Origin of the sequence: Vibrio sp. ES.051 (genome assembly GCF_002563795.1) — a bacterium.
GTDB lineage: Bacteria > Pseudomonadota > Gammaproteobacteria > Enterobacterales > Vibrionaceae > Vibrio.
This window is the reverse complement of the sequence record NZ_PDJL01000003.1, coordinates 583,144-608,441: the sequence shown is the minus strand read 5'-3', so window position 1 is coordinate 608,441 and position 25,298 is coordinate 583,144. Positions and strand designations below refer to the sequence as shown.

At 43.5% G+C, this 25,298-nt stretch carries 24 protein-coding genes; 8 read left to right on the top strand and 16 right to left on the bottom strand.

Annotation, left to right across the window (positions count from 1 at the left end):
- Positions 1 to 297: 297 nt before the first annotated feature.
- Both ATG66_RS03465 and ATG66_RS03460 read right to left on the bottom strand, forming a co-directional pair.
- Positions 298 to 579 (bottom strand): HlyU family transcriptional regulator, encoded by a 282-nt coding sequence (locus ATG66_RS03465; RefSeq protein ID WP_098413976.1) that lies wholly within the window; start codon positions 577 to 579, stop codon positions 298 to 300.
- A 41-nt stretch (positions 580 to 620) separates the two neighbouring features.
- A complete protein-coding gene (locus ATG66_RS03460; RefSeq protein WP_098413975.1) occupies positions 621 to 986 on the bottom strand; it encodes a late competence development ComFB family protein in 366 nt (121 codons plus the stop codon).
- A 258-nt stretch (positions 987 to 1,244) separates the two neighbouring features.
- Here ATG66_RS03460 and ATG66_RS03455 point away from each other — a divergent pair, with 258 nt between their 5' ends.
- The gene (locus tag ATG66_RS03455) at positions 1,245 to 2,483 is read left to right on the top strand and encodes a GGDEF domain-containing protein (RefSeq protein WP_098413974.1); all 1,239 of its coding nucleotides are present in this window, start codon (positions 1,245 to 1,247) and stop codon (positions 2,481 to 2,483) included.
- A 376-nt stretch (positions 2,484 to 2,859) separates the two neighbouring features.
- A complete protein-coding gene (locus ATG66_RS03450; RefSeq protein ID WP_098413973.1) occupies positions 2,860 to 3,297 on the top strand; it encodes a DUF3069 domain-containing protein in 438 nt (145 codons plus the stop codon).
- Positions 3,298 to 3,376: 79 nt separating this feature from the next.
- On the opposite strand, the gene modC is transcribed toward ATG66_RS03450, so the two are convergent.
- The 4 genes from modC to ATG66_RS03430 are packed head-to-tail and all read right to left on the bottom strand — an operon-like array spanning position 3,377 to position 7,442.
- Entirely contained in the window at positions 3,377 to 4,483 is a 1,107-nt protein-coding gene (modC, locus tag ATG66_RS03445) for a molybdenum ABC transporter ATP-binding protein ModC (protein ID WP_098413972.1), read from the bottom strand.
- Complete coding sequence (gene modB, locus ATG66_RS03440; protein WP_098413971.1) at positions 4,480 to 5,169, bottom strand: molybdate ABC transporter permease subunit; 690 nt, start codon at positions 5,167 to 5,169, stop codon at positions 4,480 to 4,482. Before modB ends, modC begins: the two co-directional genes overlap by 4 nt.
- Before the next feature lie 12 nt (positions 5,170 to 5,181).
- Entirely contained in the window at positions 5,182 to 5,934 is a 753-nt protein-coding gene (modA, locus tag ATG66_RS03435; protein ID WP_098413970.1) for a molybdate ABC transporter substrate-binding protein, read from the bottom strand.
- Between the two features lie 56 nt (positions 5,935 to 5,990).
- Positions 5,991 to 7,442, bottom strand: a complete 1,452-nt coding sequence (locus ATG66_RS03430) for a cobyric acid synthase (protein WP_098413969.1) — start codon at positions 7,440 to 7,442, stop codon at positions 5,991 to 5,993.
- 159 nt (positions 7,443 to 7,601) lie between these two features.
- Between ATG66_RS03430 and ATG66_RS03425 the strand changes: the two genes are divergently transcribed.
- Positions 7,602 to 7,970, top strand: coding sequence for a YgiW/YdeI family stress tolerance OB fold protein (locus ATG66_RS03425; RefSeq protein ID WP_098413968.1), 369 nt, complete (start codon positions 7,602 to 7,604; stop codon positions 7,968 to 7,970).
- A gap of 152 nt (positions 7,971 to 8,122) precedes the next feature.
- On the top strand, positions 8,123 to 8,659 hold the full coding sequence (locus ATG66_RS03420; protein ID WP_179885580.1) for a hypothetical protein: 537 nt from the start codon (positions 8,123 to 8,125) through the stop codon (positions 8,657 to 8,659).
- A gap of 75 nt (positions 8,660 to 8,734) precedes the next feature.
- Here the strand turns inward: ATG66_RS03420 and ATG66_RS03415 are convergent, their stop codons facing one another.
- The 3 genes from ATG66_RS03415 to ATG66_RS03405 form a co-directional block, all read right to left on the bottom strand.
- Positions 8,735 to 9,427 carry an ATP-dependent zinc protease family protein gene (locus ATG66_RS03415; protein WP_098413966.1) on the bottom strand — a complete coding sequence of 231 codons (693 nt, stop codon included), beginning with the start codon at positions 9,425 to 9,427 and terminating at the stop codon, positions 8,735 to 8,737.
- Positions 9,428 to 9,438: 11 nt separating this feature from the next.
- A complete protein-coding gene (locus ATG66_RS03410; RefSeq protein WP_179885579.1) occupies positions 9,439 to 10,626 on the bottom strand; it encodes an amino acid aminotransferase in 1,188 nt (395 codons plus the stop codon).
- A gap of 153 nt (positions 10,627 to 10,779) precedes the next feature.
- Entirely contained in the window at positions 10,780 to 11,637 is an 858-nt protein-coding gene (locus ATG66_RS03405; RefSeq protein WP_098413964.1) for an AraC family transcriptional regulator, read from the bottom strand.
- A 120-nt stretch (positions 11,638 to 11,757) separates the two neighbouring features.
- On the opposite strand from ATG66_RS03405, the gene ATG66_RS03400 reads away from it, so the two are divergent.
- Positions 11,758 to 13,143, top strand: a complete 1,386-nt coding sequence (locus tag ATG66_RS03400) for an MATE family efflux transporter (RefSeq protein ID WP_098413963.1) — start codon at positions 11,758 to 11,760, stop codon at positions 13,141 to 13,143.
- Positions 13,144 to 13,225: 82 nt separating this feature from the next.
- Here the strand turns inward: ATG66_RS03400 and nrdG are convergent, their stop codons facing one another.
- Together nrdG and nrdD are read right to left on the bottom strand one after the other, a co-directional pair.
- Complete coding sequence (gene nrdG, locus ATG66_RS03395) at positions 13,226 to 13,696, bottom strand: anaerobic ribonucleoside-triphosphate reductase-activating protein (RefSeq protein ID WP_098413962.1); 471 nt, start codon at positions 13,694 to 13,696, stop codon at positions 13,226 to 13,228.
- Between the two features lie 84 nt (positions 13,697 to 13,780).
- Entirely contained in the window at positions 13,781 to 15,901 is a 2,121-nt protein-coding gene (gene nrdD, locus ATG66_RS03390) for an anaerobic ribonucleoside-triphosphate reductase (RefSeq protein ID WP_098413961.1), read from the bottom strand.
- Positions 15,902 to 16,210: 309 nt separating this feature from the next.
- On the opposite strand from nrdD, the gene ATG66_RS03380 reads away from it, so the two are divergent.
- Complete coding sequence (locus ATG66_RS03380) at positions 16,211 to 17,077, top strand: endonuclease/exonuclease/phosphatase family protein (RefSeq protein ID WP_098413959.1); 867 nt, start codon at positions 16,211 to 16,213, stop codon at positions 17,075 to 17,077.
- Between the two features lie 60 nt (positions 17,078 to 17,137).
- Here ATG66_RS03380 and ATG66_RS03375 read toward each other — a convergent pair whose 3' ends face one another.
- Genes ATG66_RS03375 through ATG66_RS03355 form a run of 5 tightly spaced genes read right to left on the bottom strand, consistent with a single transcriptional unit; the run spans position 17,138 to position 22,752 of the window.
- Positions 17,138 to 18,193, bottom strand: a complete 1,056-nt coding sequence (locus ATG66_RS03375; protein WP_098413958.1) for an efflux RND transporter periplasmic adaptor subunit — start codon at positions 18,191 to 18,193, stop codon at positions 17,138 to 17,140.
- Positions 18,193 to 21,498, bottom strand: a complete 3,306-nt coding sequence (locus ATG66_RS03370; protein WP_098413957.1) for an efflux RND transporter permease subunit — start codon at positions 21,496 to 21,498, stop codon at positions 18,193 to 18,195. The genes ATG66_RS03375 and ATG66_RS03370 overlap by 1 nt, the downstream gene beginning before the upstream one ends.
- Before the next feature lie 28 nt (positions 21,499 to 21,526).
- Positions 21,527 to 21,985: a YeeE/YedE family protein gene (locus tag ATG66_RS03365; RefSeq protein WP_098413956.1), complete on the bottom strand. Its 459-nt coding sequence runs from the start codon at positions 21,983 to 21,985 to the stop codon at positions 21,527 to 21,529.
- A 10-nt stretch (positions 21,986 to 21,995) separates the two neighbouring features.
- The gene (locus ATG66_RS03360; RefSeq protein WP_098413955.1) at positions 21,996 to 22,415 is read right to left on the bottom strand and encodes a YeeE/YedE family protein; all 420 of its coding nucleotides are present in this window, start codon (positions 22,413 to 22,415) and stop codon (positions 21,996 to 21,998) included.
- Positions 22,416 to 22,443: 28 nt separating this feature from the next.
- Entirely contained in the window at positions 22,444 to 22,752 is a 309-nt protein-coding gene (locus ATG66_RS03355; RefSeq protein ID WP_098413954.1) for an ArsR/SmtB family transcription factor, read from the bottom strand.
- A gap of 179 nt (positions 22,753 to 22,931) precedes the next feature.
- Here ATG66_RS03355 and ATG66_RS03350 point away from each other — a divergent pair, with 179 nt between their 5' ends.
- Together ATG66_RS03350 and ATG66_RS03345 are read left to right on the top strand one after the other, a co-directional pair.
- Positions 22,932 to 23,117, top strand: a complete 186-nt coding sequence (locus ATG66_RS03350; RefSeq protein ID WP_098413953.1) for a YgaP family membrane protein — start codon at positions 22,932 to 22,934, stop codon at positions 23,115 to 23,117.
- Positions 23,118 to 23,398: 281 nt separating this feature from the next.
- Positions 23,399 to 25,102 carry an FAD-dependent oxidoreductase gene (locus ATG66_RS03345; protein WP_098413952.1) on the top strand — a complete coding sequence of 568 codons (1,704 nt, stop codon included), beginning with the start codon at positions 23,399 to 23,401 and terminating at the stop codon, positions 25,100 to 25,102.
- Positions 25,103 to 25,298 lie beyond the last annotated feature (196 nt).

Genomic DNA, 25,298 nt, shown 5'->3' with positions numbered 1-25,298 from the left:
TGTAACACCTTGACTAACAGTCCTACTATGATTCTGTTTGTATCTAACGAGTGTCATGACTTCAAGTGTTTTGTAATTAAAAAGACTAAATATCATGACATATAACGTTAGGTAATGAGTGATTGTATCTCTGACGACGATAAATAACAGCGTCTAACACTACGACTACACCAAGGTCTTACCAGTCAGTTGCTAACCACTTAGTTAACAAGTATTTAAGCTAAAAAAAGAAAGAGCCATCAGCATATACACTAATGGCTCTCTTTAAGATGATTGGAGTCAAGTTGCGGTGAATTGTTAATCGAAGATTTTGTCACCCATTTGATCGATGAACATCTGAGATTTCTTTAACATGAGTTCATTCGCTTCGTGTTCTGAACCAAGCAAATCGGAACGAATGAAACGGTGTGTTTTGATTTCCCCATCACACTTTTTTTCAATGCGACCTGCAATGCGGTACTGACCACCTTCAGAGAGGCTCTCCTGATAAATCAAGAAGCCTTTATACTCTATTGGTTCTAACGTTTTTACTTCGGTCGTTTTTTCGCCATCGCCAAATAAACGTGAAAAAAATCCCACAATTCCTCCTTGGATTAATAACTGACTTGGATCTTTATTACTTAATGTTTGATATTGAGAATAGGTTTCTCGTACCAATCCAACTCTTTGTCTTCATCATAACTGGTATGCGTAAAAATGACAGGTACATCGTCATCACGATCTTTACGTCTATCTTCCTGAATCATTGCCACCGCGTTATGGACGGCAACGTCAGCACTTTGCTTGAACTGAATTATTTTGCGTTCTGGAAGAGAAGATAAAAAATCAATGTCATGACGAATATAAACGGGCTTCAGCTGAATCAGCGCTAAACACGCAATATCGGCCAATTGTTCATTATCAAATTGATTGATGAATTGCGGCGAACTCAGTACTTGGCCAACTAAGGTTTCCATATAATTATGTACGTCTGAACTTATCTGCATTACCGAACCTCCTTTATCCTATAACAGCAAGTATAGCAACGACATGCTGATAACAAGTCATTGATTGCTCTTAATTTAGTCAAACCCTCTCTTTTTGTCGCAATATCCACCAAAATGCTTGGGAAAATAACTAAATAGTCGTATTCTTGCTAGTTCCAACAGCAAGCAAATCAATGACAATAGAATTAATGTATTGGTTAAATGTTTAATGTAGCTCTAACTAGATATCATCAACTATTTGTAGGCAGTTTGTAATAGATGTTCTCATCGTTAATTACCTCATCAAGCTTTAGATTCACATTCCCGATAGTATTATTGGGCATAGTGAGTTTGGGTATAAAAAACATCATTCAGATGACTCAGTCAAATTGGGGCATTGTCGCCAACTTACCTTATATTTTATTGGGCTGTGCGCTATTGCTCTGCTATTCATTTAAGCAAGGACGGGAGTCTATGGTGTGCTTGGCGATGCTATTGGCGTATTCTGTCATTCAACATCGGTTGCAAGTGCCATTAAGCAGTGGCACTGCTCTACTGGAACTGACGATTTTAGCTACGTTACTCCCAGTTTCTTTCCTCGCTGTTTTTTTGTTCAGTAAAGACGGGCTCGACTCTAGAGCCATGATGACTTACATCTTGATGTTAGCAATATTTGTGCTCTGTGCTTACATCGCGTTAGAGTACTATGTTGTTGGCGGGTTTGAGCAATGGACAAGTGGCATTTTGTTCATTGTTCCTAGCATTTCTAAACTCCCTTTTATTTTAGTTTTATACTGCATTGGCATTGTATGCTTTTTGGGCATTCTGGTTTTAAAGAAAAACAAGATTATCCATGTCATGACTTACTCTGCGATGATGCTGGCCTCCGCAACCTTCATCTTTTTTGATGTACAGTACATCTCTAGTACCATGTTTACATTAACAGGCCTGCTCATCATTATTTATGCCACATCAACAAGCCACCAACTGGCATTTACAGACAGCTTAACGTTGATTCCAAGCCGACGTGCGCTCGACCTCGATCTCAAGCATATGGGTAGGAAATATACTATCGCCATGCTTGATGTGGATCACTTTAAAAAGTTTAACGACACCTATGGACACGATACGGGGGATGACGTTTTGAAAATGGTCGCTTCTCTGCTAATGAAAACGCCAGGCGGCGCCAAGGTTTATCGATTTGGAGGAGAAGAATTTACTATCGTATTTAAAGGTAAATATACCGACGAGTGTAAAGAGCATTTGGAGACAGCACGTAAATCGATCGCTGGTTATGAAATGATTTTACGAGATGAAGAGTCTCGTCCTGACGATCACAAGCAAGGGCAGAAAAAACGTGGTAACGACAGTTCGAGGAGAAAGTCGGTCTTTGTTACCGCAAGCTTCGGAGCGGCCGACAGCAGAAACGGGCAAGCACCTCAGGACGTGATTAAGTTAGCGGACGAAGCGCTTTACAAAGCGAAAAAGGCTGGACGCAATTGCGTGAGGCTTCACTAAAGCTGAACCGCCAACTTATTTGGCTACGAGAATACGCATTGATGTCCCTGTTGCTTGCATAGCGCGTTCCATCCTTTATATTTGTTTTTATTAAACATATACCATATGTTACAGCCTTGCTGCATTACATCTGTAATTAAGTGTTATATTTTTGTTTAATTGTCTCGAAATCAAATAACTAACTCGAGAACTCTGGTAACTTTAGTCGTATTAGCTCAATGTTGAATGAACGGTTTACTCTGTTGAGTCCAAAGTCCTGACCAATCCTGACGAGTCGTATAAACTCGTTCCTGATGGTCACCTTATCGTCACTTGGGTATAGCTATTTGATGTATTTGGTATTAACATTTCCGCCTTTTGTAATGAGAGACACACTATGTCAGAAGCAACTAGCAGTGAAAGCAAAAAAATAGATCTAACAACCATTTCTCCTGAGCTACGTAAAGTTATTGAATTTGAAGAAGTTCCAGAGCAAATGTTCGAAATGGTTACCTCTATCCATGAAGTATCAGAAGAAGCTGTTCGTGCGTCTTGGGACGCCATGCCTGCAAGCGCACAAAATATCCTAGATAACTTCGAGCAATTCCACGCTCTAGTCTCGATAAGCCAAGCATTTGCTGGCATTAACGTAATGGAAGAGTTCCCGACTCTTAATCTGCCAGAAGACATGACAGATGAAGATAAAGAAGAATACCGTTCTCAATTGCTTGATAGCGTTCTTCACAACAGTGTGAAAGACATGGTTAAGCAACTAAAAAAAGCACGTCGCGACCCTATTCTAAAACATGAATTTAAGGAAGTATTTGCAAAGTAATCTTTTGTAAAAACAAGATTAAGGCCGCTTTTGCGGCCTTTTTTGATCTCGTGATCGTTATCGCTATTTCATCGAGCGTTTAATGTGGTGCTAACACAACGTCTTTTTGAGTAACACTCACCCCTTTAATTTGCGCAAAAACGCGATCCCCCTCTTTTAGATTGAGATCGTCCAATGCCCAAGGTGTGATGGTGGCCCATAAATAGCATCCATCGTCTAACTGTAATGAAACACTGATGCTCTGTTTGTCATCTGCCGCATTAAATACTTCTATCGAATCAACAACGGCTGGTAATATATTCCGAATTGACGTTGCCTTAGGCTTCTCCAAAGTAATCGACACGTCATTTGCACGCACTTGTAAGCGAATTAGCGTGTCTGGTTCACCATCAATCTTTTGTACCCATAAAGACGCATTAGGTGCAAGCTTCACGTAAGTCAGAGCATACTGCTCATGATGCGCTGCAATTTTCCCTTCAAACAAACTACTTTGGTCAGAGAACGATTGCCAAGGACGCATAGCATGAGAGGCCCAGACTTCTTCTAGCTTACCTTCGGTTATGATTTCACCTTGATCAAGAATAGTAAGGTGTTGAGCCAGCCTTAAAATCTCCTGCAGACTATGAGTGACATAGACAATAGGAATATTCACTGAATCCGAAAGCTCTTCAAGGAATGGCATCACTTCTCGTTTTCTGGGCATATCAAGTGAGGCTAATGGTTCATCCATTAACAGTAGGTTCGGTTTCGATAACAAAGCTCGCGCAATAGCCACACGTTGCTTTTCACCACCAGAAAGCGAAATTGGGAAACGCTTTAGTAGTGGCTTGATAGAAAGAAGTTCAGTAACAGCGTCAAAATAGGCATCATCCTTATCTTCTGCGCCATACAATAAATTACCGTGTACTGAGTAATGAGGAAACAAGCGTGAGTCCTGAAATACGTAACCGATCTTACGTTTATACGTTGGCAAGTTGATATTCAATTCACTATCAAATAGAACATGATCGCCAATCGCTACTCTTCCCTGCTCAGGAATAACCAAACCACTAATGATATTAATAAGTGTTGTCTTACCCGCGCCAGAACGGCCAAATAACGCGCTAATCCCGTTACGTGGTAACTCCAAGTCGATATCAAAATCGGTTTCGCCAAGTGATTGTTTAAATTGAATTTGAATTGTCATCGCTTAGCCCCCAATCGAGTCGCAGCTTTACGGTTTAACCATTCTGATATCATGAGTGTCGATAATGCTAAGATTATTGAGATGATACAGAGCCGAGCCGCTTCCATCTCAGCTCCAGGCGTCTCGATAAAATTGTACATCGCTAATGGGATTGTTTGAGTCTCCCCAGGAATGTTAGAAACGAAGCTAATTGTCGCGCCAAACTCACCAAGGCTACGCGCAAATGACAACATAGTGCCTGTAATGATACCCGGAATGGTGAGAGGCAAAGTAATAGTCAAAAACACTTTTAATGGTGAAGCACCTAATGTCGACGCCGCATGCTCAAGCTTAGGGTCGACATTATCAAGACTCAAGCGAACGGATCGAACCATCAAAGGCAGAGCAACCACAATGCAAGCGACGACCGCTCCTTTCCAATTGAAACTGAACACCAACCCCAAATGTTCATAGAGCCATCGGCCAAGAAAGCCTTGGCGTCCCAAAGAGACCAACAATAGATAACCAATAACCACTGGGGGTAAAACCAGTGGTAAATGTATCAAGCTATCAAGGATCGATTTGCCAAAAAACGCTTTACGTGAGAGTAACCAAGCAAGAGTTATCCCTAAGGGAATAAGCCAAAGTACGGCATAAGCACCGACTTTTAAACTTAAAATTAAGGCTTGGTATTCCAGTTCTGTCACTCTATTCCCTTATCACTGAAAGCCATACTGAACAAAGATACGTTTTGCTTCATCCGATCTTAAGTATTGAAAGAACTGCTTCGACTCTGTTGAATCCTTAACCATCGCCGCAGGATAAATAATATCGGCGTGCGTATCACTTTTAAACTCGCCAATAACTTTTACTTTATCCGTTAACTGAGCGTCGGTTTTATACACGATACCGAGCGGGGCTTCACCACGTTCAACAAGAGCTAAAGCAAGGCGAACATTTTTAGCTGGAGCGACCCTGTGTTGAATGTTTTTCCATACTCCAAGTGTGTGCAGTGATTCTTTAGCATACATTCCTGCTGGGACGGAGGCTGGGTTACCAAGCGCGAGACGATTGTCGTTCAACGCTACTTCCCACGCATCTCCATCCGAAAAATCAAACGTCGCGAGCTTCGAATATTGAGGAGTAATCAGGACCAAACTATTGCGCACTAGGTCAGTGACATTGTCACGATTAATGATATTTTCATCAACTAAATAGTCCATCCATTTCGTATTCGCAGAGATAAATATATCTGCTGGCGCACCATTCATGATCTGTCGAGCGATCGAAGAGGAACCACTATAAACAGGGGTTACCGTGACATTGTACTTGTCTTCAAAATCCTGCGCGATTTTGTCGATAGCGTTGGTCATAGAGGACGCTGCGTAAACTTTGAGATCCGGTGTCGCGTTGGCGGAAAATGAAAGACTTAATATTGCCGCAAGGCAAGCATGCGTTTTCCATGCTTTCATAGGTACACTCCAGAACAAGATGAGAAAAATACGTTTAGGATCAATTGGTTAAGGTATTATTTAAACAGAAAGTCAAGATTCATGTGTTGTTCTATCGCATCCGCAATGCGATTAATTCCCAACTCTTTAAGTGCTTCAACGTCTTGTTGTTGAACTTGTATACCATTTGCCCACTCAGTAATAAGATTTAACGCTTCTACTTGATCCAAGAAACCGTGTAAATAAGTGCCCATAACTTGCCGACACTCACTAATGGCACCATCACATTCCCCAGCGTTTAACTTCAGTGGTTGCTCATCAAATACTTGACTCCTACCCACATGAATCTCATAGCCTTTAACTTTAGCGTCTTGATTATTAAGGCGCAGCAAGGCTTCAATTTGAGTGACTTGTTTAGTGCCTGTCAGCACCGTATGGACGTTCAATAGCCCTAGACCTTCACTTGAGCCAGGCTTACCTTCAACTCCGTCTGGATCATCAATACTTTTCCCTAACATTTGGTAACCACCACAAATACCAAGCACTTTCCCACCAAGACGAAGATGACGTTGGATGTCTTTATCCCAACCTTGGCTTTTTAAGTATTCCAAATCGTCTCTTACGGATTTTGTTCCGGGCAAAATAACCAAATCAGCTTTATCAATTCTTTCCCCTTTACCAACGTAACGTAGATTGATGTCAGGATTGAGGCGCAGCACATCAAAGTCCGTGTGGTTACTGATACGTGTTAGTACCGGAACCACGACGTTCAATTTGACTTCCGAGGCCAATGCTTGGTGCGTTGTTATTGCGTCCTCAGCCTCTAAGTTCAGTCCGTGCAGATAAGGTAAGACACCTAATACTGGTTTACCTGTTTTGTCTTCCAGCCAATCAAGACCAGATTGCAATAAACGAATATCCCCACGGAATCGATTAATGACGAAACCTTTTACTCTGGCCTGCTCTGTTTTCGACAACAGCTCTAATGTGCCGTACAAGTGCGCGAAAACGCCTCCTCGATCAATATCAGCCACAATGATCACCGGTACATCAGCGGCTTCCGCAAACCCCATGTTGGCAATATCACCTTCTCTTAAATTGATTTCCGCAGGGCTACCCGCCCCTTCAATCATTACTGAATCAAACTCTTGCGTCAGTTGTGAAAAAGAGTCTAACACTGTATCCATCGCGACTTTCTTATAATCATGAAAACCAGCCGCATCCATATTAGAAATCGCTTTACCTTGCAAAATGATTTGAGCTCCGGTGTCGCTATTTGGTTTAATAAGGACCGGATTCATATGCACTGTCGGCTCGATATTACATGCTTGTGCCTGAACAGCCTGGGCGCGCCCTATTTCGCCACCATCTTTGGTTACCGCACTATTCAATGCCATATTTTGTGGTTTGAATGGGGCAACGTTTATCCCTCTTCTTGTTAATACACGGCATAAACCTGCCACAAGTACACTTTTTCCGGCGTCTGAGGTAGAGCCTTGGACCATTAAAGATGGGATCGCTGTTTTCATGAACATTTGTAAAGAGTAAAAGAAGATGGGCAATCATAACGTTATCATTACCCCATACTCAAGCGAATGAATCGAATATGAATAAGGGAATCATGATTGGTTCAAACAGGCTTTGTTTTAATAGCATTATCAAAACAAACCTACTGATAGGAGTTAGACATGAAAAAGAACACTATTATCGCCACCATTGCAGCATTAGTGATGACACCTTTTATCGCTAATGCCAAGGATCACAGTCAGTCCAGCTTTCAATTTAACGGCCCAGTTTCTGTAGAAAAACTCGACACTTTGCTCCAAGACTCTGGGATGTTTACTGAAAAAGATGTGATCGTAGAAGGTAATTTATTACGTCAGGTACGTGCGGACACCTTTATTTTTAGTGATGGTTCTGGCGAGATCATGGTTGAACTCGATGACGATATTCGTCTCACTTCACCGATTGATCACACCACCAAAGTTCGCCTCTTTGGTGAGCTTGAAGGAGGCAGTAAGCCAGAAATAGAAGTAGAAAAATTGGTTGTCTTATAAAAGGAATATCGGCTCCCAATTCCAACCAAAGACAACCGCACTACCTAGATTGTTTGGTGACGACAAGTGAATTAAATGATACTTTGTAAAAAGTGGTCTGCTTCTTGCTGACCACTTTTTTGTTCGTTTTAACCATCTTGCCCGGAGACACCATGCTAGGTAAAGCTCTAAAGGTTGCAGCCTTTGGTTTGTGCGCTGTTTTGCCACTTTCCGCACATGCAAATAATTTCAACTACAACACGATGGAATTCCGCATGGGTACAAGCCCAGGTACGTTTGGGGGCGAGTTCACAACCTACTTTACCGAAAATACGCATTTTATTGGTCGTGCAGACAGTGAGTTCAGTGGCGACTGGGACATCGCTGGTGGTATCGGATTTAATGGCCCTGCTGGTCAGTTTGCTGATATTTATGGCCAAATGTTAGTGCACAATATTAAAGAAAGTGGTAACGATAAAATCGGAGAAGAATGGCGCACAGAAGTTAACATCGGTACCCGTATTTGGTTTTTGCAAAATGTGGAGTTGCATGCGCGTCTTGGCCAAATAATGGATAATGACGATACCAACACCGTTTATAATGTTGGCGCTCGATTCCATTCAACTCAGCAATTATCACTGGGTGTCGACTTCAAAAATAATGGTGTTTACGGGCAACAGTTAGTGATGTCTGCACGGTTTGCATTCTAATTAAATCGATTTCAAAATAAAAAATGGCCCTCAACATGGAGGCCATTTTTTTGTTTAACTGGTTAGGCTGTATTGTTATTTCTGGCTCGAGTTCGTTGGTTTATCTTGAACATATTGCTTAGATACATCGACGATTGCGATGTCTCTGAAAAAACTTCGGCCTAACAAGATTGGAAACTTCATATGCCCACGCTCTGCAAGTGTAAATTCCGTTCTCTCTTTGTGATCACCCACAGTAATGTAAACCTTTACAACGGCACGTTTATCAACATCTTTATCTTTCGACGATGATTGCTTTATTTTTGTCCAGCGCTCGACGAGGATTTTAAACTCTTTGGTCGTTTTCCCGTTGAAATCAATTTTAAACTGAACCCAATCTTTACCATCGCGTTCAAACGGCACAATATCTGTGGCGCTGATCGACGAGGTTGTTGCGCCAGTATCTACTCTTGCTTTGAACGTGTGACCAATTTCAGAAACGTAAACCCACTCTTCTGCACCGAGAATTAACAGGCCATCCGATGTTTTTTGTACCTTGATTGGTTTTACTGGTTTTACCGGTTTTGGTTTTCGTTCCCGATTAGACTCAGCGTCAGGCTTCGGTTCTAACTTCGGCTCTAACTTTGGCTTAACGACTGGTTCGACTGTTACAGGCTCTTCGACTTTTGGCGTTTCTGGTTCAATAGGTTCTGTGGTCGTTTGAGTTGACGTACAAGCAATTAAACTGCCACTGATTATAAGCGGCAGAATCAATTTCCAGTTTTTCATCCTCACTCCAATTAAGGTTGAGATATTTTCTTAATTGCGTCTGCTACGTATGGAATGTGTGTTTCGGTTAGACCAGCGATGTTAATTCGACCATCACCAACACCATAAATGCCATACTCTTCACGCAGTTGTGCCATTTGGTTTCCATTAAACCCTAGCACAGTAAACATCCCTTTGTGAGTTTCAATGAAGTCGAATTGATCTGTATGATGATTGTTTCTCAATTCGTTACATAAACTGTGGCGAAGATGGACTAAACGCTGTTGCATTTCGCTTAACTCCTGCTGCCAAACTGAAGTTAGGTTGGGATCTTGGAGAATCGTCTTAACCAAAGCAGCACCATGATCTGGCGGCATGGTATAAGTCGAACGTGCCAAGGTGAGCAATTTACCTTTCGCATTCGTTACATCTTGAGTATTTTTACCCACCACAATTGCGGCACCGGTACGCTCACGATACAAACCAAAGTTTTTTGAACACGATGTTGTGACCAACATTTCTTCGACGTTATCGGCCATAAAGCGAAGACCTTTCGCATCCTGTTCAAGACCATCACCGAAACCTTGGTAAGCAATATCAACAAATGGCATAAAACCATTTTTCTGACAAAGTTCGGTAATCGCTTGCCAAGCTGCAAAGTCAATATCTGCTCCAGTTGGGTTGTGACAACAACCATGCAGCAATACCACATCCGAAGGGCCTGCCTGAGCAAGATCATCCAGCATTCGTGCGGTATCAACCTGTTTCGTTTCCGGAGAGAAGTAATGGTAAAACCTCACCTTGAGACCTGCCGCTTCCATCACTGGTTTATGATTCACATAACTTGGATTAGAAATCCAAACAGTCGTATCTGGTTGCGCGACCTTAATCAGATCTCCCAACATACGCAATGCACCACTAGCACCCGGTGTTTGAACAGCAGCGGCGCGATCCATTGCTGACGTTCCCGTCAATAAGAGTTCAAGCATGCTTTGGTTGAACTCTTCACAACCAGCAAGGCCAACGTAAGACTTAGTTTTTTGAGTTTTGACAACAACATCTTGAGCCATTTGAATGGCTTTCATAATTGGCGTTTCGCCAGCGCTGTTCTTGTATACGCCAATTCCAAGGTCAACCTTGTTTGGACGTTCATCGTTACGGTATGCAACGGATAGAGATAAAATAGGATCTAATACGGGAGTCGGTAGATTAGAAAGCATGAAAGTCATAACCCTTTGAAATTCAAGTATCGAGCCTCACGTTAACACTATCGTTAAAAACGGAGAAATGATTTTTCACTTATTTCATTGGTTAAAGGTCAAATCCTAGACGTTGAGGAGGTCTGGACGCTCAAGCGGTCATAAAAAGACAATTCACTTCTCTCGGTCCCAATCCACCCTCCCGTTTTTTCTGAATTCTCTTGGGGTCATGCTCGACCATGCTTTGAATCGAGTGCTAAAGTTTGCGCTGGTGGGATATCCGACTATTTCACCGATGTGCTGAATCGGCCATTCTGTAGAACGAAGGAGTCTCGCCGCATATTCCATTCTCATACGCATCAAATGCGCCATCGGCCCTCGGCCAAATTGCTGCTGAGTTAGACGGTGCAAATGCGGCTCTGAACAAGGGTATAATGATGCGAGTTGGTCGACACTCCAATCTTTATGGAGTTGCCGCTGAGCAAGGTCAAACACTCGGCGAAGTTTCAATTGATTACGTGATATTGACTCAGATAATGGCATATTCAACATCAATTCTAATTGAGCAACACTGTGCGCTCCCACGGTACCGCCATACTCAATAGGAAGGTTGATACTACGCAGTAAGGTTTGGATACAGGAGTACATCACTTCAGGGGCTGGGGTAAGTTGATAACTGATATCACGATCTATCATCGACCACTGCTTGTGAGGCGAAAGAAAAAGCCAAGCGATTTTCCACGGCTCTTCTTCCATGCCCAAACTATTTTCGATTCCAGCAGGCACCGTGACTAACGAACCAGGCTCCAAATCATATCGGCAAGAACCACTTTCCAACCAACCTTTTCCTCTTACGGTATAAAGCAGCATGTGCTTCTTCTGATTTTTACGGTATACCGAAAAAAAATCCCGACAGGTAGCAATGCCGCATTGCACTATGCCTCGCTCCTCCAATGCCAGTACACGTGTGTGATCGATCAACTCTTGATAGGTTTTCTCTGAAATGGCGTAACGTTCTTGTTTGTCTTCCATGATTCATTAGCTCACATATGCGTTAATAGAGAGTTACGCAAAGGTTTTGGATGTCTTTGAAAAATACACCGCCAGATCATGTGGATAAACTACTCACATTATTCTTTGAGGGGAAATGCGATGCTCTTAACACGCGAATACATTAATAAAGCATTTTGGCAAAAGCTCATTGCGATTGGTCTCCCTGTTTCAATTCAGTCCATGCTTTTTTCATTACTAGGTGTCGTCGATATTTTTATGGTGAGCCAGCTTGGAGAATCGGCAACGGCGGCTGTTGGTGTGGGTAATCGAATCTTTTTCTTTAATCTCGCTGTTGTGCTAGGACTATGCGGCGCCGTCAGTGTGCTGGCATCTCAATATTATGGCGCGGGTAATATTGCTGGAATTAAAAGAACACTCGCTCAGTCTTGGTTTATCGCGACGTTGGTTACGTTGCCATTTATTGCTCTTTACGTCGTCTTTGATAAACAGATCGTAGCGTTTATGTCTGAAGATCCCGAATATGTGCGTTACGCTGGTGATTATCTAACCGTCACTGGGTTAAGTTTGATTGGAACCGTGATCGTGGTACCAATAGAAGCGGTGCTCCGATCGGTTGGACAAACGAAACTGGCCACCAATGTTAGCTTGCTCGCTATCATCGTTAATATCCTATTAAATGCGGTTCTTATTTTCGGCTTGTTTGGCTTTCCGCAATGGGGTGTATTGGGCGCGGCGGTTGGGACATTTATTTCCCGCTTTTTCCAAACTGCGGCCTTGGTTTACTTTTTCTGTAAACGGTATTCATACCTTTTACCAACCAAATTTGATTGGACTCAAGGAACACTCAAACCTCATCGTCAAAAGTACTTTCGAGTTTCTCTTCCAATGTTGATTCATGATGCACTGTGGACTGGCGGCTTGATTATTTATAGCATCATTTATGGTCAGTTAGGTGTGTCTGAGCTCGCCATTATCTCACTTTTATCTCCTATTGAAGGCGTATTGATGTCGAGTTTTATGGGCTTTGCGGTGGCGGCATCAGTATTATTAGGAAACGATATTGGAGCTAAACAGTATGACCATGCCGAAAAAACAGCATGGTGGTATGTATTGACCAGTACGCTCTTAGCCATGTTGTTATTTTTCTTAGTGTGGTTGAGCTCACCCTTGATTCATCATCTATTGGAGCTGAGTCCGTTAACCGATCCGGAAATGGCGCTGAATGTGTGCTTAGTCATGGCGCTTGGTATGGTTTTGAGAGTGTTCAATATGGTAGGTATTGGTGGGGTATTAAAAAGTGGCGCTGACATTCGCTACAGCATTTTTATCGATACATTTGGTCAGTGGGTAATCGGCATTCCACTCACCTATTACACCGGAATGATATTAGGACTACCTTTGCATTTTGTCTTGATGTCTCTGTTGGTTGAAGAGATGGTTAAGGGTGCGCTCACCACACACCGGATTCGGTCTAAACACTGGATCAATAATATGGTTGAAGAGAATACTTCAGTGACCGCGTAACTCATCATTGATAATTGAACTCACACCAAAAGGGCTCACCCGTTACTTACGCGTGAGCCCTTTTCATATTCATAAAATGAAGTTAAAGATGAGTAAAATGATGGATGATTTGGTTCGAGCTTCCGCGCCATTCCAGATTGAGGTCTTTCTTGTCTTGCTCAAACTTGCCATCAATCAAAGCATCGATGTATTGCACCACTTCTCGTTGGGCGTCATCTAACTCAGCCAGTGTGTAACCAGTCCAAACCCAGACATCTTTATTTGGACATTCCTCTCTTACTCGTTTCACTAACTTAAGAATATGAGGCACATTTGCAGGGTGAAGCGGGTCGCCGCCCGATAAAGACAAACCACGGCGCTTGATGCGCGTGTCATTCAGATCATTAATGATCGTATCTTCCGCTTCTTGCGTGAACAATACACCAGAGTCCAAACGCTGCGTCGACTGGTTGTAGCAGCCACGGCATTGATGCACGCAACCCGACACAAATAAAGTGCAGCGCGTACCCGGCCCATTCACAACGTCAATTGGATAATATTGGTGGTAGTTCATAGGGTATCTCTTTGCTATCGCTAGAACAGAAAATCAACCCAAAATAGGTTGATTTCAAAATATGAATTCGAGTGGCCGTTAAACTTAAAGATGTTTCACTCGACGTTTAACCTCTTCCTGTTTACCGAAGTTAAACGGTCGCGCATCTGGGCTGCCTAGGTAGCCACATACACGACGTGTTACCGATACTTTTGTCGAATCGTGATTGCCACAACTTGGGCAAGTAAAACCTTTACTTGTGCATGCGAATTCGCCTGTGTAGCCACACTCGTAACACTCATCGATTGGCGTGTTCGTACCGTAGTAAGGTACGCGGGTGTAGCTGTAATCCCATACGTTTTCTAGCGCTTCAACATTACGTTGCATGTTCGGAAACTCGCCGTAACAGATAAAGCCACCACTAGAAATGTCTGGGTATGGCATTTCGAAATCGATCTTGTCGTAGGGGTTAACTTGCTTTTCTACGTCCAAGTGGAAACTGTTGGTGTAGTAACCTTTGTCTGTTACGCCTTCGATCAAGCCAAACTCTTTCGTATCGATGCGGCAAAAACGACTACATAAATTTTCACTTGGGGTTGCGTACAAGCTGAAACCATAACCCGTTTCGTCCGTCCATTGGTTTATCGCTTCTTTTAGGTATTTCACGATAGCAACCGCTTTTTCTCGTAACACTGCGTCATCGTAAACGTGCGCCTCTGTAGCAAACAAGGCATTAATCGTCTCATGTACACCAATGTAACCAAGAGAAATCGATGCTCGGCCATTTTTGAAGATTTCGGCCACAGCGTCATCAGCATTAAGGCGAACTCCACAGGCGCCTTCCATATAAAGAATTGGGGCCACGCGCGCTTTGACATTCTCTAGACGCGAAATACGTGTTTCCAACGCTTTACGGGCCAGACGTAGGCGATCATCCAGTAACTCGTAGAACTTATTTTCACTGCCTTTGGCACGGAGAGCGATGCGTGGCAGGTTCAAGCTTACCACACCAAGATTATTACGACCTTCATGGATAAGCTCACCATCTTCTTCGTAAGTACCAAGGAAGCTACGGCAACCCATTGGGGTTTTAAATGACCCTGTGACTTCCACAACTTTGTCGTAGTTAAGAATGTCTGGATACATACGTTTTGATGCACACTCAAGCGCTAACTGCTTAATATCGTAGTTTGGATCTTCTGGCTTGTGATTCAGGCCATTTTTTATACCGAAGACCAGTTTAGGGAATACGGCTGTTTTACGGTTTTTGCCTAAGCCAGCAATGCGGTTTTTCAAAATCGATTGCTGAATAAGACGGGAAGCCCAACTTGTACCAAGACCAAAACCAAACGTAACGAATGGCGTTTGACCATTTGCTGTGTGTAATGTGTTTACTTCGTACTCTAATGATTGGAATGCGTCATAGCACTCTTTTTCTGTACGTGCATGTGCAAACTCTTCAGGCTCTGCAATGTTCCACTCTTTTGCGATTGTCAGATGCTTCTCATAGCTTGAAATCACATACGGCTCTAACACTTCATCAATACGGTTAATGGTCGTGCCACCATAAATATGGCTCGCCACTTGCGCGATGATTTGCGCCGTTACCGCTGTGGCTGTTGAAATTGATTTCGGCGTATCAATTTCCGCATTCCCCATTTTAAAGCCGTGTGTAAGCATGCCTTTTAAGTCGATAAGCATACAGTTAAACATCGGGAAGAATGGTGCGTAATCCAAATCATGATAATGAATATCCCCCACTTCGTGCGCTTGAACCACATCACGCGGAAGAATGTGTGTTTTCGCGTAGTGCTTAGCCACGATACCTGCTAATAGGTCGCGCTGAGTTGGGATAACTTTACCGTCTTTGTTCGCGTTTTCATTGATGAGGTCGAGATTGCTTTCTTCGATCAAACCTTCGATTTCACGCGTGAGTGCACTTTGCTTTTCACGGGCGATATCACGATCGTGACGGTATTCAATGTATGAACGGGCTAGCGGTTTGTAAGGACCTTGCATGAGTTCATTCTCGACTAGATCTTGAATCTCATGAATGTGAACTTCATCGTGATCTTGTAGCTGTAACTCGACAGCAAGCGCGACATTGAGTGCATAAATGGCCACATCTTTATCTTTGCTCTCCGCTGCGGCTTCAACTGCTGCTTGGATACGATCCCTGTTGAACGGAGCTCTTGAGCCGTCACGTTTGATTACGATTGGTTTCACTTTCTTCTCCTTACCTTAGCATACTCACAGAATTATCCATAAACACACTATATGGGGCCATCTTTCATTCTAATAACACAATATATTGTGGCGTATTTAACGAAAACCACCACCTAAAAACATTGATTTTGATCAACAAAGATCGCCTAGCGAACAAGAACAAGTCGATCTTATTGGCACCGATCTCAGTTGGAAAGAAAACCATGAAAATTGCAAAATTGGCACGAACTCTACTTGCTTTTTTTAGAACTCTTATAGAATAAAGGGTGGAAAGGAATACGCTAAAAAATGGGAGTGAAACAATCCACTATGCGATCACTGTTTATTGCCGTCTTATTAATTGTCAGCGCCACATCGCTTGCTCAAAATTCCATCAACGTAACCAGTTGGAATATTGAATGGCTCTCTATGCATAATGGCAAAGTTTCTCGAACGAATGCTGATTTCGAAAAACTCAATCACTATGTGGATAAAACTCAAGCCGACGTGATTGCGTTTCAGGAAGTCAACTCTAAAAGCGCGATTCAAAAAGTGACAGGAGACGATTACACAATTTATCTTTCCGATCGAGCGCGGATCAAGAATAAGCCCTTTCAATTTTCTGATATTAATCAATACACTGGGTTTGCTGTCCGCAAAGGAAATACTGTTACTGATTCGCCAGATTTTTCTACCTCGCGTGGTAATCGCAAGTTACGCTTTGCCAGCTACATTGTGATTAACCCCAAAAATGAACACGAGCTTCACCTACTGTCTGTTCATTTGAAAGCCGGATGTCGCGCCGCTTACAGAAATAACCAAAGCTGCCAAATACTAAGCCAACAAGGTGAGGCGCTTAGAAAATGGATGGGTAAGAGAGAAAAGAATGATGAACAGTACGCGGTCCTAGGTGATTTCAATCATAACTTGTCTTACCAAGGCGACTGGTTATGGGCGATCATGACACGTGATAATAACGCTCAATTGGTGACGCGCAATACCAAAGCAGAGTGCAAGGTGCGTTCAAATAAGCATTCGCATAAAACCCATCAGTTCCGTTCTCTTATTGACCACATTATTGTCAGTTCTAAACTGAAGGCCAATAACGTGCACCAAACCTTGTTTAACTCGCGAGACGTTTTAGATTATAAGCTGAGTGACCATTGCCCTATAAACGCGACCATAACGTTTAACTGAACGAATAAAAAAGCCCACGTTTTGCGAGGCTTTTCCATTGCTCAGAGGAGTAAATACAAGTCAACGTGATCTCGGGTTCAGTAACACCACGTCACCCTGCTTTAACCCCGTGCGCACTCGACCCAACTCACCTAGCTGAATAAGCCGCGTTTCCACCTCGCCACTGCCTCGTACTATTTTGACGTAATCCAGTTGCCCAACTTGGTAAACCGCTTCTTTCGGCACCCTTAGTACTACATCATCAGTTAACGTTAACGCTACTTTGGCATACGTACCTGGATAAATAGCATTGGGAGAGTCAAATTGAAGTTTAACGGTATAACTGCGTGAATTGGCATCTGCTGAAGGCGTCACTTCTTTTACCATTGCCGAAGTGTTGAGATTATAGGAAGGAAAAACGACATCCACCTCTTTATTGTAAGTTACGTAAGGCATGACAGATTCCGCAAAGTTCACCTCAATCTCTAGTGAGTTGGGGTTATACATCGATAAAAGTAGCGCACCCGGCGTCGCGGTATCGCCTTTATTAATTGGTTTTTGCGTGATTACCCCCTCAAACGGGGCCGTAATAATGCTGTAACCGAAAGTGGTTTCTGCTTCAGATACCGAGGCTTGCGCTTTATTGAAGTTTGCTTGAGCGGTTTGCAACGCACTTTCGGCCTGATCAAATTGCGATTGAGGGATCAATTTTTTATTTAAGAGTGACCTAATTCGGGAGAACTCCTTTCTCGCCGCATTGAGTTGCGCTTGTGCTGACGATAAGGCTTGCTCACTTTGCCGAACTCGTGCATCAAGATCATCGCTTTCTAGTCTCGCCAATACGTCACCAAGCTTCACTCTGTCACCAACCTTAACCAGTACTTCCATCACCGTGGCGGTGAGTCGCGCAGCAATATCGGCGCGCTGCTCAGCAACAACCACGCCAGGAAACTCTCGAACCACAGGTTCACGAGTTAGCATCAGCTGGTGCGTTTGTGCATTATTAACATCTATCTGATTGGTTTTCACCACGGGTTGCGTAGGCAGTTTTTCAGTGAAAAAACCGGCCATATAGAGAAAAAGAAGCGCAAGTATCGCGAATAAAATAACGCCTAACCATTTCTTATCTAATGTCATTACTTTTCCTCCATCTGAGGTAATCCATAACCTCTTGTATTTTGATATGCCAGGTTATAAACCACCGGAACAACAAGCAGGGTAAAGACAGTCGAAGCGGTAATACCAAATATAATCGCCCAAGCTAATCCATTAAAAATTGGGTCTAAGGTGATAACCACATTACCCAGTAAGGTCGTGCCTGCCGTCAACAGTATGGGACGCATACGTACAACGCCAGATTCAATCAATGCATCATGCAAACCACTGCCGGCTTGCAATGATTGCTGGATAAATTCAATCAGAACAAGAGAGTTACGCACTACAATCCCAGCTAATGCAATCATGCCGATCATTGCAGTGGCGGTGAACAGTGCTGGATTTGGGTAGTTGCCGATATCATGGCTCAAGACGTTCAGAATCCAGAACCCGGGCATAATCCCGATAACAGTTAATGGGATTGCCAGCATAATGATGCCAGACACTGCGGGCAGGCCCGTTTGGATCAACATGACAACAAACACACCAAGTAGAGCTGCACCATAAGCAATACCTAAGTCACGAAATACATCCACCGTAATTTTCCATTCACCCTCACCGCTCCATACCACTTGTATGTTGTCTGGTACGCTCCACGCTACCCCCGCGCCGTTACTTAAATAAGTACGATCTTGCCAGTGGCTATGTCCGTCTTCGGCATCACTGATATCTTGATCTGCCATCAAATCCGCAATCACTTCACCCGGAACCCGTCCTACAACTTCGGCGTACACATACACAACGGGTTTAAGGTTTTTGTGATATCTCGGTTTATCCGCAGCGCGTTTGATAAAATGTCCCATTTCAGATAATTGCACGACTGGCTGAGGCGCATCCACTATCGCTCCATTGGCTTCTACTTTGGCGATACCCGGTCGACCTCGAACATACAATTGCTCCAATTGATTCAGGTTATCTTTGTCTTCACGCGGCAACTGCACTTCAATTGGTAGTGGCGAAATTTCATTAGGACTGGCAATATAGCCAATCACTTTGGCGTTGGCTGCGGTGATCAAAGTGTTATTGATATCAGCAACAGAAACGCCAGACAGTGCGGCCTTTTCTTGATCAACGATGAATTGCCACGTCTCTAAGTTTCCTTGGATGCTGGTATCGACCTCTGATACGAGTTGTTCTTTACGCAGTCTGTCCGCCACTTTTTCAGCTTGGGTCATCAACTCCTCATAAGAGGTCGCTGCATCGCCATAAACCTCAGCGGTAATGGTGGCGATGACAGGTGGTCCTGGCGGCACTTCCACTAACTGAATATTCGCATCGAATTTGTTCGCGATCTGTTCTAAATCTGTTCTAAGTCGAGTGACAATTTCATGAGATTGCATCGAACGACGATTCTTCTCAGCGAGGACCACGCGCAGCTCCCCTTGGTATGGTTCATTACGCATAAAATAATGACGTACCATTCCATTAAAATCCATTGGCGATGCAGTGCCCGCAAAGCCAGATACACTGGTCACTTCCGGCACCGTCACTAAGTAATCCGTAAAATTCGATAATGCATTCGACGTGTCTACAAAGGTGGACGATTCCGGCATGTTTAACACCAGTTGGAACTCGTTTTTATTGTCGTAAGGTAACAACTTGAGGGGAACCAAGCGTAACGCGGGCAATAACGCCGCTAAGACAAACAATAAAACAACGAGACCAAGAAATAACCACGCTTTTTTTGGGCTTTCTAGAAGTGGCGTTAACACACGGCGATACAGACGGTACATCGGTGAGGATTGGATATCGTAATGACCACTATTCTGTGCTCCTTTGAGTATTTTCTTCGCGAGCCAAGGAGTAATCATAAAGGCGACAATAGTACTGAAGATCACGCTAATGGGTACGTTGAATGCCAGTGGCGCCATGTAAGGGCCCATCATCCCCGTAATAAAAAACATCGGTGTAAACACGATAACAATGGCGACAGTCGACATCAGCAACGCGCTACGGATTTCCGCCATTGCGAGAACGATAGCGTTAGAGCGAGTTAAATCTTTGCGTTTAAGGTATCGCTCAATGTTATCAATACTGGCTATTGGATCATCGACAATCAAACCTAACGCCAATATCAATGCAAATAGCGTCACGCGGTTGATGGAATACCCAAACGCGAGGTCCATTCCGAGCGCCGCCCCATAACTGATAGGAATCGCGATACCCACTACCAAGGCACTGCGCCAGTTAAGAAACAAACCAACAAACACCACAACGGTTAGAATCGAAATACTGAGGCTGGACACTAAATCGGTTACTTTTGCATTCGCGGTTTTACCGTAGTCACGTATCACCTCGATTTTCACTTGAGGTGGGAACTGTTCGGATTGAAGCTGAGTGAGTTTATCTCTGACCGATTGCGCTACATTTACCGCATTCGAGCCTTTTTGTTTGGCAACAGAAATAAACACAGCTGGATAAGCTTCGTTTTGGTTTTTATCTCGATACCACGTGTCAGAGACCGCTTCACCAGCGCCATCATAGATGTGCGCCAGATCTTTTAAGTAAACAGGCTTACGGTTAAGCACCGCAATCACGAGGTTGCCTACCTCTTTTGCATTGGTTAGGTATTGGCCAGACTCCAACGTGTAGTGTTGTCCGTTAACTCGAATGTTCTTACCTTGAGTTTTATTGTTACTAAGTTGAATAGCTTGTTCGAGATCATCAATGGTCACTTTGAAGTTTGCCATCGCAACAGAGTCGAGCTCTATCTGAATCGTTCTTGGTTCACCGCCAATAACTTCAACCTTATTGGTTGCGTCCAGAGATTTGAGCTCCAACGTCGCTTGATCAGCAATACGTCTTAATTGATGACGATCGAGTATGGCAGGATCCGTAGAATAAACGGCAGCAACGACAATAGGCACATCGTCGATTTCAACGGGTTTAACAAGCCAGTTGGAAACGGAAGGAGGAATTTTGTCCTGATTAGAATACAGTTTGTTGTAGAGCTTAACGAGTGCATCTTCGCGGTTTTCGCCGACATAGAATCGAACTGTCACCTGAGCTGCACCTTCCATTGAAGATGAATAAACGTATTCAACTCCATTAATTTGACTCACTAACTTTTCTAGCGGTTCTGTGATTTGATGTTCAATTTGTGATGCGCTTAATCCCGGAGCCGAAATGAGCACATCGGCCATTGGCACCACAATTTGCGGATCCTCTTCTTTTGGCGTTAACCACAATGCCGCGACACCAACCGAAAACGCCAACAGAATCATGATCGGAGGGAAAAAGCTGTTCATCACAGACTGAACAAAACTTCGCTTTAGTTTGTCGGGCATCCTTTCCCCTCCATATCAGATTAATTGTTTACGCGTTTGCGGTTTTCATCTTCTTCGTATTTCGGTTGGTAATAACAGCTTTCGCGAACAGAGAGCCAACTAACATGGCGACGAAGAACACCACCATGCTCACGTTACCTAATGCTAAGCTTGCAACGGCAGGGCCAGGACAAATACCCGCTAAACCCCAGCCTAAACCAAAGATGGCCGCACCAGATAACAAACGTCCGTCGATGTTCTTATTGGTTGGTGTGCAAAACGCTTCACCACTAACTGATTGTTTTCTCGGCTTGATGATTAAAAAATAGCTTGGCATGAATACCGCAAGTGCGCCGCCCATCACAAAAGCCAAACTTGGATCCCAACGGCCAGAAATATCTAAAAATCCAATGACTTTAGCTGGGTCGATCATGCCGGACACTGCCATGCCCAACCCAAATAACACACCGCTCAAAAGAGCAGAAAAACGAAAAATAGTCTTGTTCATGGAATCTCTCTTAAACTAGGTGAAGTCGAACGAATACTGTTAGGCCAGCGACAACCATAAATACGCAGGTCGCGACAATAGAACGCTTAGACAAACGACCCATGCCACAAATGCCATGTCCGCTAGTACATCCGTTACCCAGTCTGGTTCCGATTCCTACCAATAACCCCGCGGTAATCACCATCCCTAAAGAAAGGTTCGCGGTACTAGGAACCGCAATCCCCAACATTAGAACGCTAATCAAGCCACCAGCAATCATTCCTAGCGCAAAAAGCAATCGCCATGAATAATCGCCTTTTTTCGGCGACATAATGCCATTCATAATTCCACTGATTCCGGCAACTTTTCCGTTAATCAACAACAAAATAGTGGCGGATATCCCTAATAAAATGCCACCAAACAACGATTCCCATGGAATAACGTTTAACATTATTTACCTCTAAAACCTTAGTTACGAATTACTGACAAAAAACGCTATGCAGCGCTTTGATTAATGACTCCACTCTCGGTTCTGACAGGGAGTAAAAAACTTGTTGAGACGATTTACGAGCACGAATGAGATTGTGTTTACGCAGTACGGTTAAGTGCTGTGAAAAAGCAGATTGACTTAGGAGTGAGTTCTTTTGCAATTCCCCAGCACCGACCTCTCCTTGCGTCAGTTGGCACAACACCATTAACCGTTCAGGATGCGCCATTACTTTTAGAAAATCCGCCGCTTCATTAGCATTGTCTTTCATTGTTACAATATCCACCTCTAAATCGCTCATGGCTCACCTCTACACTTAAAGCTAAATTAGATTTTACTAAACCAATAACTTTAGTCAATGCTAAATTAGAAATGTCGAAATTAAACAATCTAAACATTAGACTTTTCTAATTTAGTTATTTATAGTGATGAATATCAAAGGATGGCGTTCTCAGTTTGAGAGCAGTAAGGAGAAGAGTAATGACGTTAGAAAATGCAGTACGAGTTTTTGCTGGCACTATGGTTTTGATTTCGGTCTTACTCACGGTGTTCGTCCACAGTAATTTCATTTGGTTGACCGTGTTTATCGGTGTGAATCTGATTCAAAGTGCTTACACTGGAATCTGCCCAGCAGCGTACTTTTTCAAGAAGTTGGGGTTTAGATAATCTCGAGATTGTTGATCTTTAGCAATAACTCGCTTGTCGCGAAAGATCAACTCACCTTTAGACTTTACTGTGGTGTTATCGATGGCCGATCCGCAGTTACTTGTCCTCGTCGTGTGATTGAAGACGCAGAAATCATCAAGTTTGAACGTTAAGTATATAGCAATACACCTCAAACAAAACTCATCGCACTGTTGCCTGTCTTAATAAGAGCAAACAATAACTCATTCGCTCTCAGAGTGTTTTATTGTTTGTTTTTACTCATGAAGTTGGAGTGTATAGATATGACTAAAATTCTTATTATCGGTGGCGTAGCCGGCGGTGCATCCGCAGCTGCGCGCGCACGTCGTTTAAGTGAAGATGCCGAAATTATCATGTTTGAACGTGGCCCGTTTGTTTCATTTGCTAACTGTGGCTTGCCTTACCACATCGGCGGCGATATCCAAGAGCGCAGTAAGTTACTACTACAAACGCCAGAAAGCTTTTTAGCACGCTTTAATGTTGATGTTCGTGTGATGAATGAAGTGGTTTCGATTGATCGTGAATCCAAAACCGTCACGGTTAAAAATCTGTTGGATCAGTCTGAATACGTAGAATCCTACGACTTCCTATTGCTTAGCCCCGGCGCAGGCCCTATTGTTCCGCCAATTCCAGGGCTCGATAACCCGCTCACCCACTCGCTACGTAACATTCCAGATATGGATCGCATCATCGAAACGATCCAAATGAACAAGCCGGAGCACGCTACGGTTGTAGGCGGCGGTTTTATTGGTTTAGAAATGATGGAAGCATTTCATCAGCTTGGCATTAAAACTTCTCTGATCGAAATGGCAGACCAAGTCATGACACCAGTAGATCGAGAAATGGCTGGTTTCGCTCACGCAGAAATTCGTGACAAAGGTGTTGACCTTAAGCTTGGCGTTGCACTTGAGTCAGTCGAATACGTACCAAATCATCACGTAGCAAGTTTTGATTCTGGCGAGAGTGAAAAACACCAACACCTAACAGGTGAATTAGAGTTAACCCTGAATAACGGTGACAAGCTCACCACCGATATTTTGATCATGGCGATCGGTGTACGCCCCGAAACAAAACTGGCACAAGAAACTGGCCTTAAAGTTGGTTCTCTAGGCGGTATTTATACTAACGAATACATGCAAACCAGTGATCCTTATATTTATGCGGTGGGCGATGCGGTTGAAGAAAAAGACTTTGTGACTGGTGAGCAAACGCTCGTGCCACTTGCAGGCCCAGCCAACCGTCAAGGTCGCATGGCGGCGGGTAATATGCTTGGTCGCCAAGAGACCTACCAAGGCACACAAGGTACGGCAATCTGTAAAATATTCGATTTAGCTGTAGCATCAACGGGGAAGAATGAGAAACAACTGAAACGTGACGATATTGAATACGAGAAAGTGTACGTACATACAGCAAGCCACGCGAGCTACTACCCAGGCGCTGAAGTCGTGTCATTTAAAATGTTGTTCGACCCAAAAACAGGCAAGATCTTAGGGGCGCAAGCGGTCGGCAAAGACGGCATCGACAAACGCATCGACGTAATGGCGGTTGCACAACGCGCAGGCATGACTGTTGAACAACTGCAACACCTCGAACTGACTTACGCGCCACCATATGGCAGTGCAAAAGATGTCATCAACCAAGCGGCATTTGTGGCGAATAATATCATCCAAGGTGACGCAAGAGCCATTCATTATGATCAAATGGACTCGCTAAATGACGAGCAAATTATTTTGGATGTGCGTAATCCAGATGAACGCGAAAATGGTAACTACCTCAAAGGTGACATCAATATTCCTATCGATGAGCTTCGCCATCGTATGAGCGAGCTACCAAAAGACAAAGAGATCGTGATTTACTGTCAGGTCGGTTTACGCGGTAACGTCGCTTACCGTCAATTGGTCAATAATGGTTACAACGCTCGTAACTTGCTTGGTGGTTACCGCACCTACAAATTCGCCAAAGCGTAACCTTTACAATGCGTTAATCCGTTTAACGCCAGCAAACAAAAACGGCTGATAGCAACTATCAGCCGTTACAGCTTAGAATTGATCCACAAAACAGTCCGCGCTCGTCTTCCAACATTGGTTTGTCGCTCTGTTGGTTAGCATACTTCGACTTAATGATTTATTCGCGCGGCTAATGTCTGCAAATTAGCCAGTACCA

Bases quoted from the DNA above. Each gene is read 5' to 3' on its own strand.
- ATG66_RS03365 (WP_098413956.1), bottom strand. From the start codon at position 21,985: ATGAACAAGACTATTTTTCGTTTTTCTGCTCTTTTGAGCGGTGTGTTA.
- modC (WP_098413972.1), bottom strand. From the start codon at position 4,483: ATGACAATTCAAATTCAATTTAAACAATCACTTGGCGAAACCGATTTT.
- ATG66_RS03410 (WP_179885579.1), bottom strand. From the start codon at position 10,626: ATGCTTTCTAATCTACCGACTCCCGTATTAGATCCTATTTTATCTCTA.
- ATG66_RS03450 (WP_098413973.1), top strand. From the start codon at position 2,860: ATGTCAGAAGCAACTAGCAGTGAAAGCAAAAAAATAGATCTAACAACC.
- ATG66_RS03455 (WP_098413974.1), top strand. From the start codon at position 1,245: ATGTTCTCATCGTTAATTACCTCATCAAGCTTTAGATTCACATTCCCG.
- ATG66_RS03405 (WP_098413964.1), bottom strand. From the start codon at position 11,637: ATGGAAGACAAACAAGAACGTTACGCCATTTCAGAGAAAACCTATCAA.
- ATG66_RS03425 (WP_098413968.1), top strand. From the start codon at position 7,602: ATGAAAAAGAACACTATTATCGCCACCATTGCAGCATTAGTGATGACA.
- ATG66_RS03345 (WP_098413952.1), top strand. From the start codon at position 23,399: ATGACTAAAATTCTTATTATCGGTGGCGTAGCCGGCGGTGCATCCGCA.
- ATG66_RS03380 (WP_098413959.1), top strand. From the start codon at position 16,211: ATGCGATCACTGTTTATTGCCGTCTTATTAATTGTCAGCGCCACATCG.
- ATG66_RS03430 (WP_098413969.1), bottom strand. From the start codon at position 7,442: ATGAAAACAGCGATCCCATCTTTAATGGTCCAAGGCTCTACCTCAGAC.
- modA (WP_098413970.1), bottom strand. From the start codon at position 5,934: ATGAAAGCATGGAAAACGCATGCTTGCCTTGCGGCAATATTAAGTCTT.
- ATG66_RS03350 (WP_098413953.1), top strand. From the start codon at position 22,932: ATGACGTTAGAAAATGCAGTACGAGTTTTTGCTGGCACTATGGTTTTG.
- ATG66_RS03355 (WP_098413954.1), bottom strand. From the start codon at position 22,752: ATGAGCGATTTAGAGGTGGATATTGTAACAATGAAAGACAATGCTAAT.
- ATG66_RS03415 (WP_098413966.1), bottom strand. From the start codon at position 9,427: ATGAAAAACTGGAAATTGATTCTGCCGCTTATAATCAGTGGCAGTTTA.
- nrdG (WP_098413962.1), bottom strand. From the start codon at position 13,696: ATGAACTACCACCAATATTATCCAATTGACGTTGTGAATGGGCCGGGT.
- ATG66_RS03400 (WP_098413963.1), top strand. From the start codon at position 11,758: ATGCTCTTAACACGCGAATACATTAATAAAGCATTTTGGCAAAAGCTC.
- ATG66_RS03375 (WP_098413958.1), bottom strand. From the start codon at position 18,193: ATGACATTAGATAAGAAATGGTTAGGCGTTATTTTATTCGCGATACTT.
- ATG66_RS03460 (WP_098413975.1), bottom strand. From the start codon at position 986: ATGCAGATAAGTTCAGACGTACATAATTATATGGAAACCTTAGTTGGC.
- ATG66_RS03360 (WP_098413955.1), bottom strand. From the start codon at position 22,415: ATGTTAAACGTTATTCCATGGGAATCGTTGTTTGGTGGCATTTTATTA.
- ATG66_RS03370 (WP_098413957.1), bottom strand. From the start codon at position 21,498: ATGCCCGACAAACTAAAGCGAAGTTTTGTTCAGTCTGTGATGAACAGC.
- ATG66_RS03420 (WP_179885580.1), top strand. From the start codon at position 8,123: ATGCTAGGTAAAGCTCTAAAGGTTGCAGCCTTTGGTTTGTGCGCTGTT.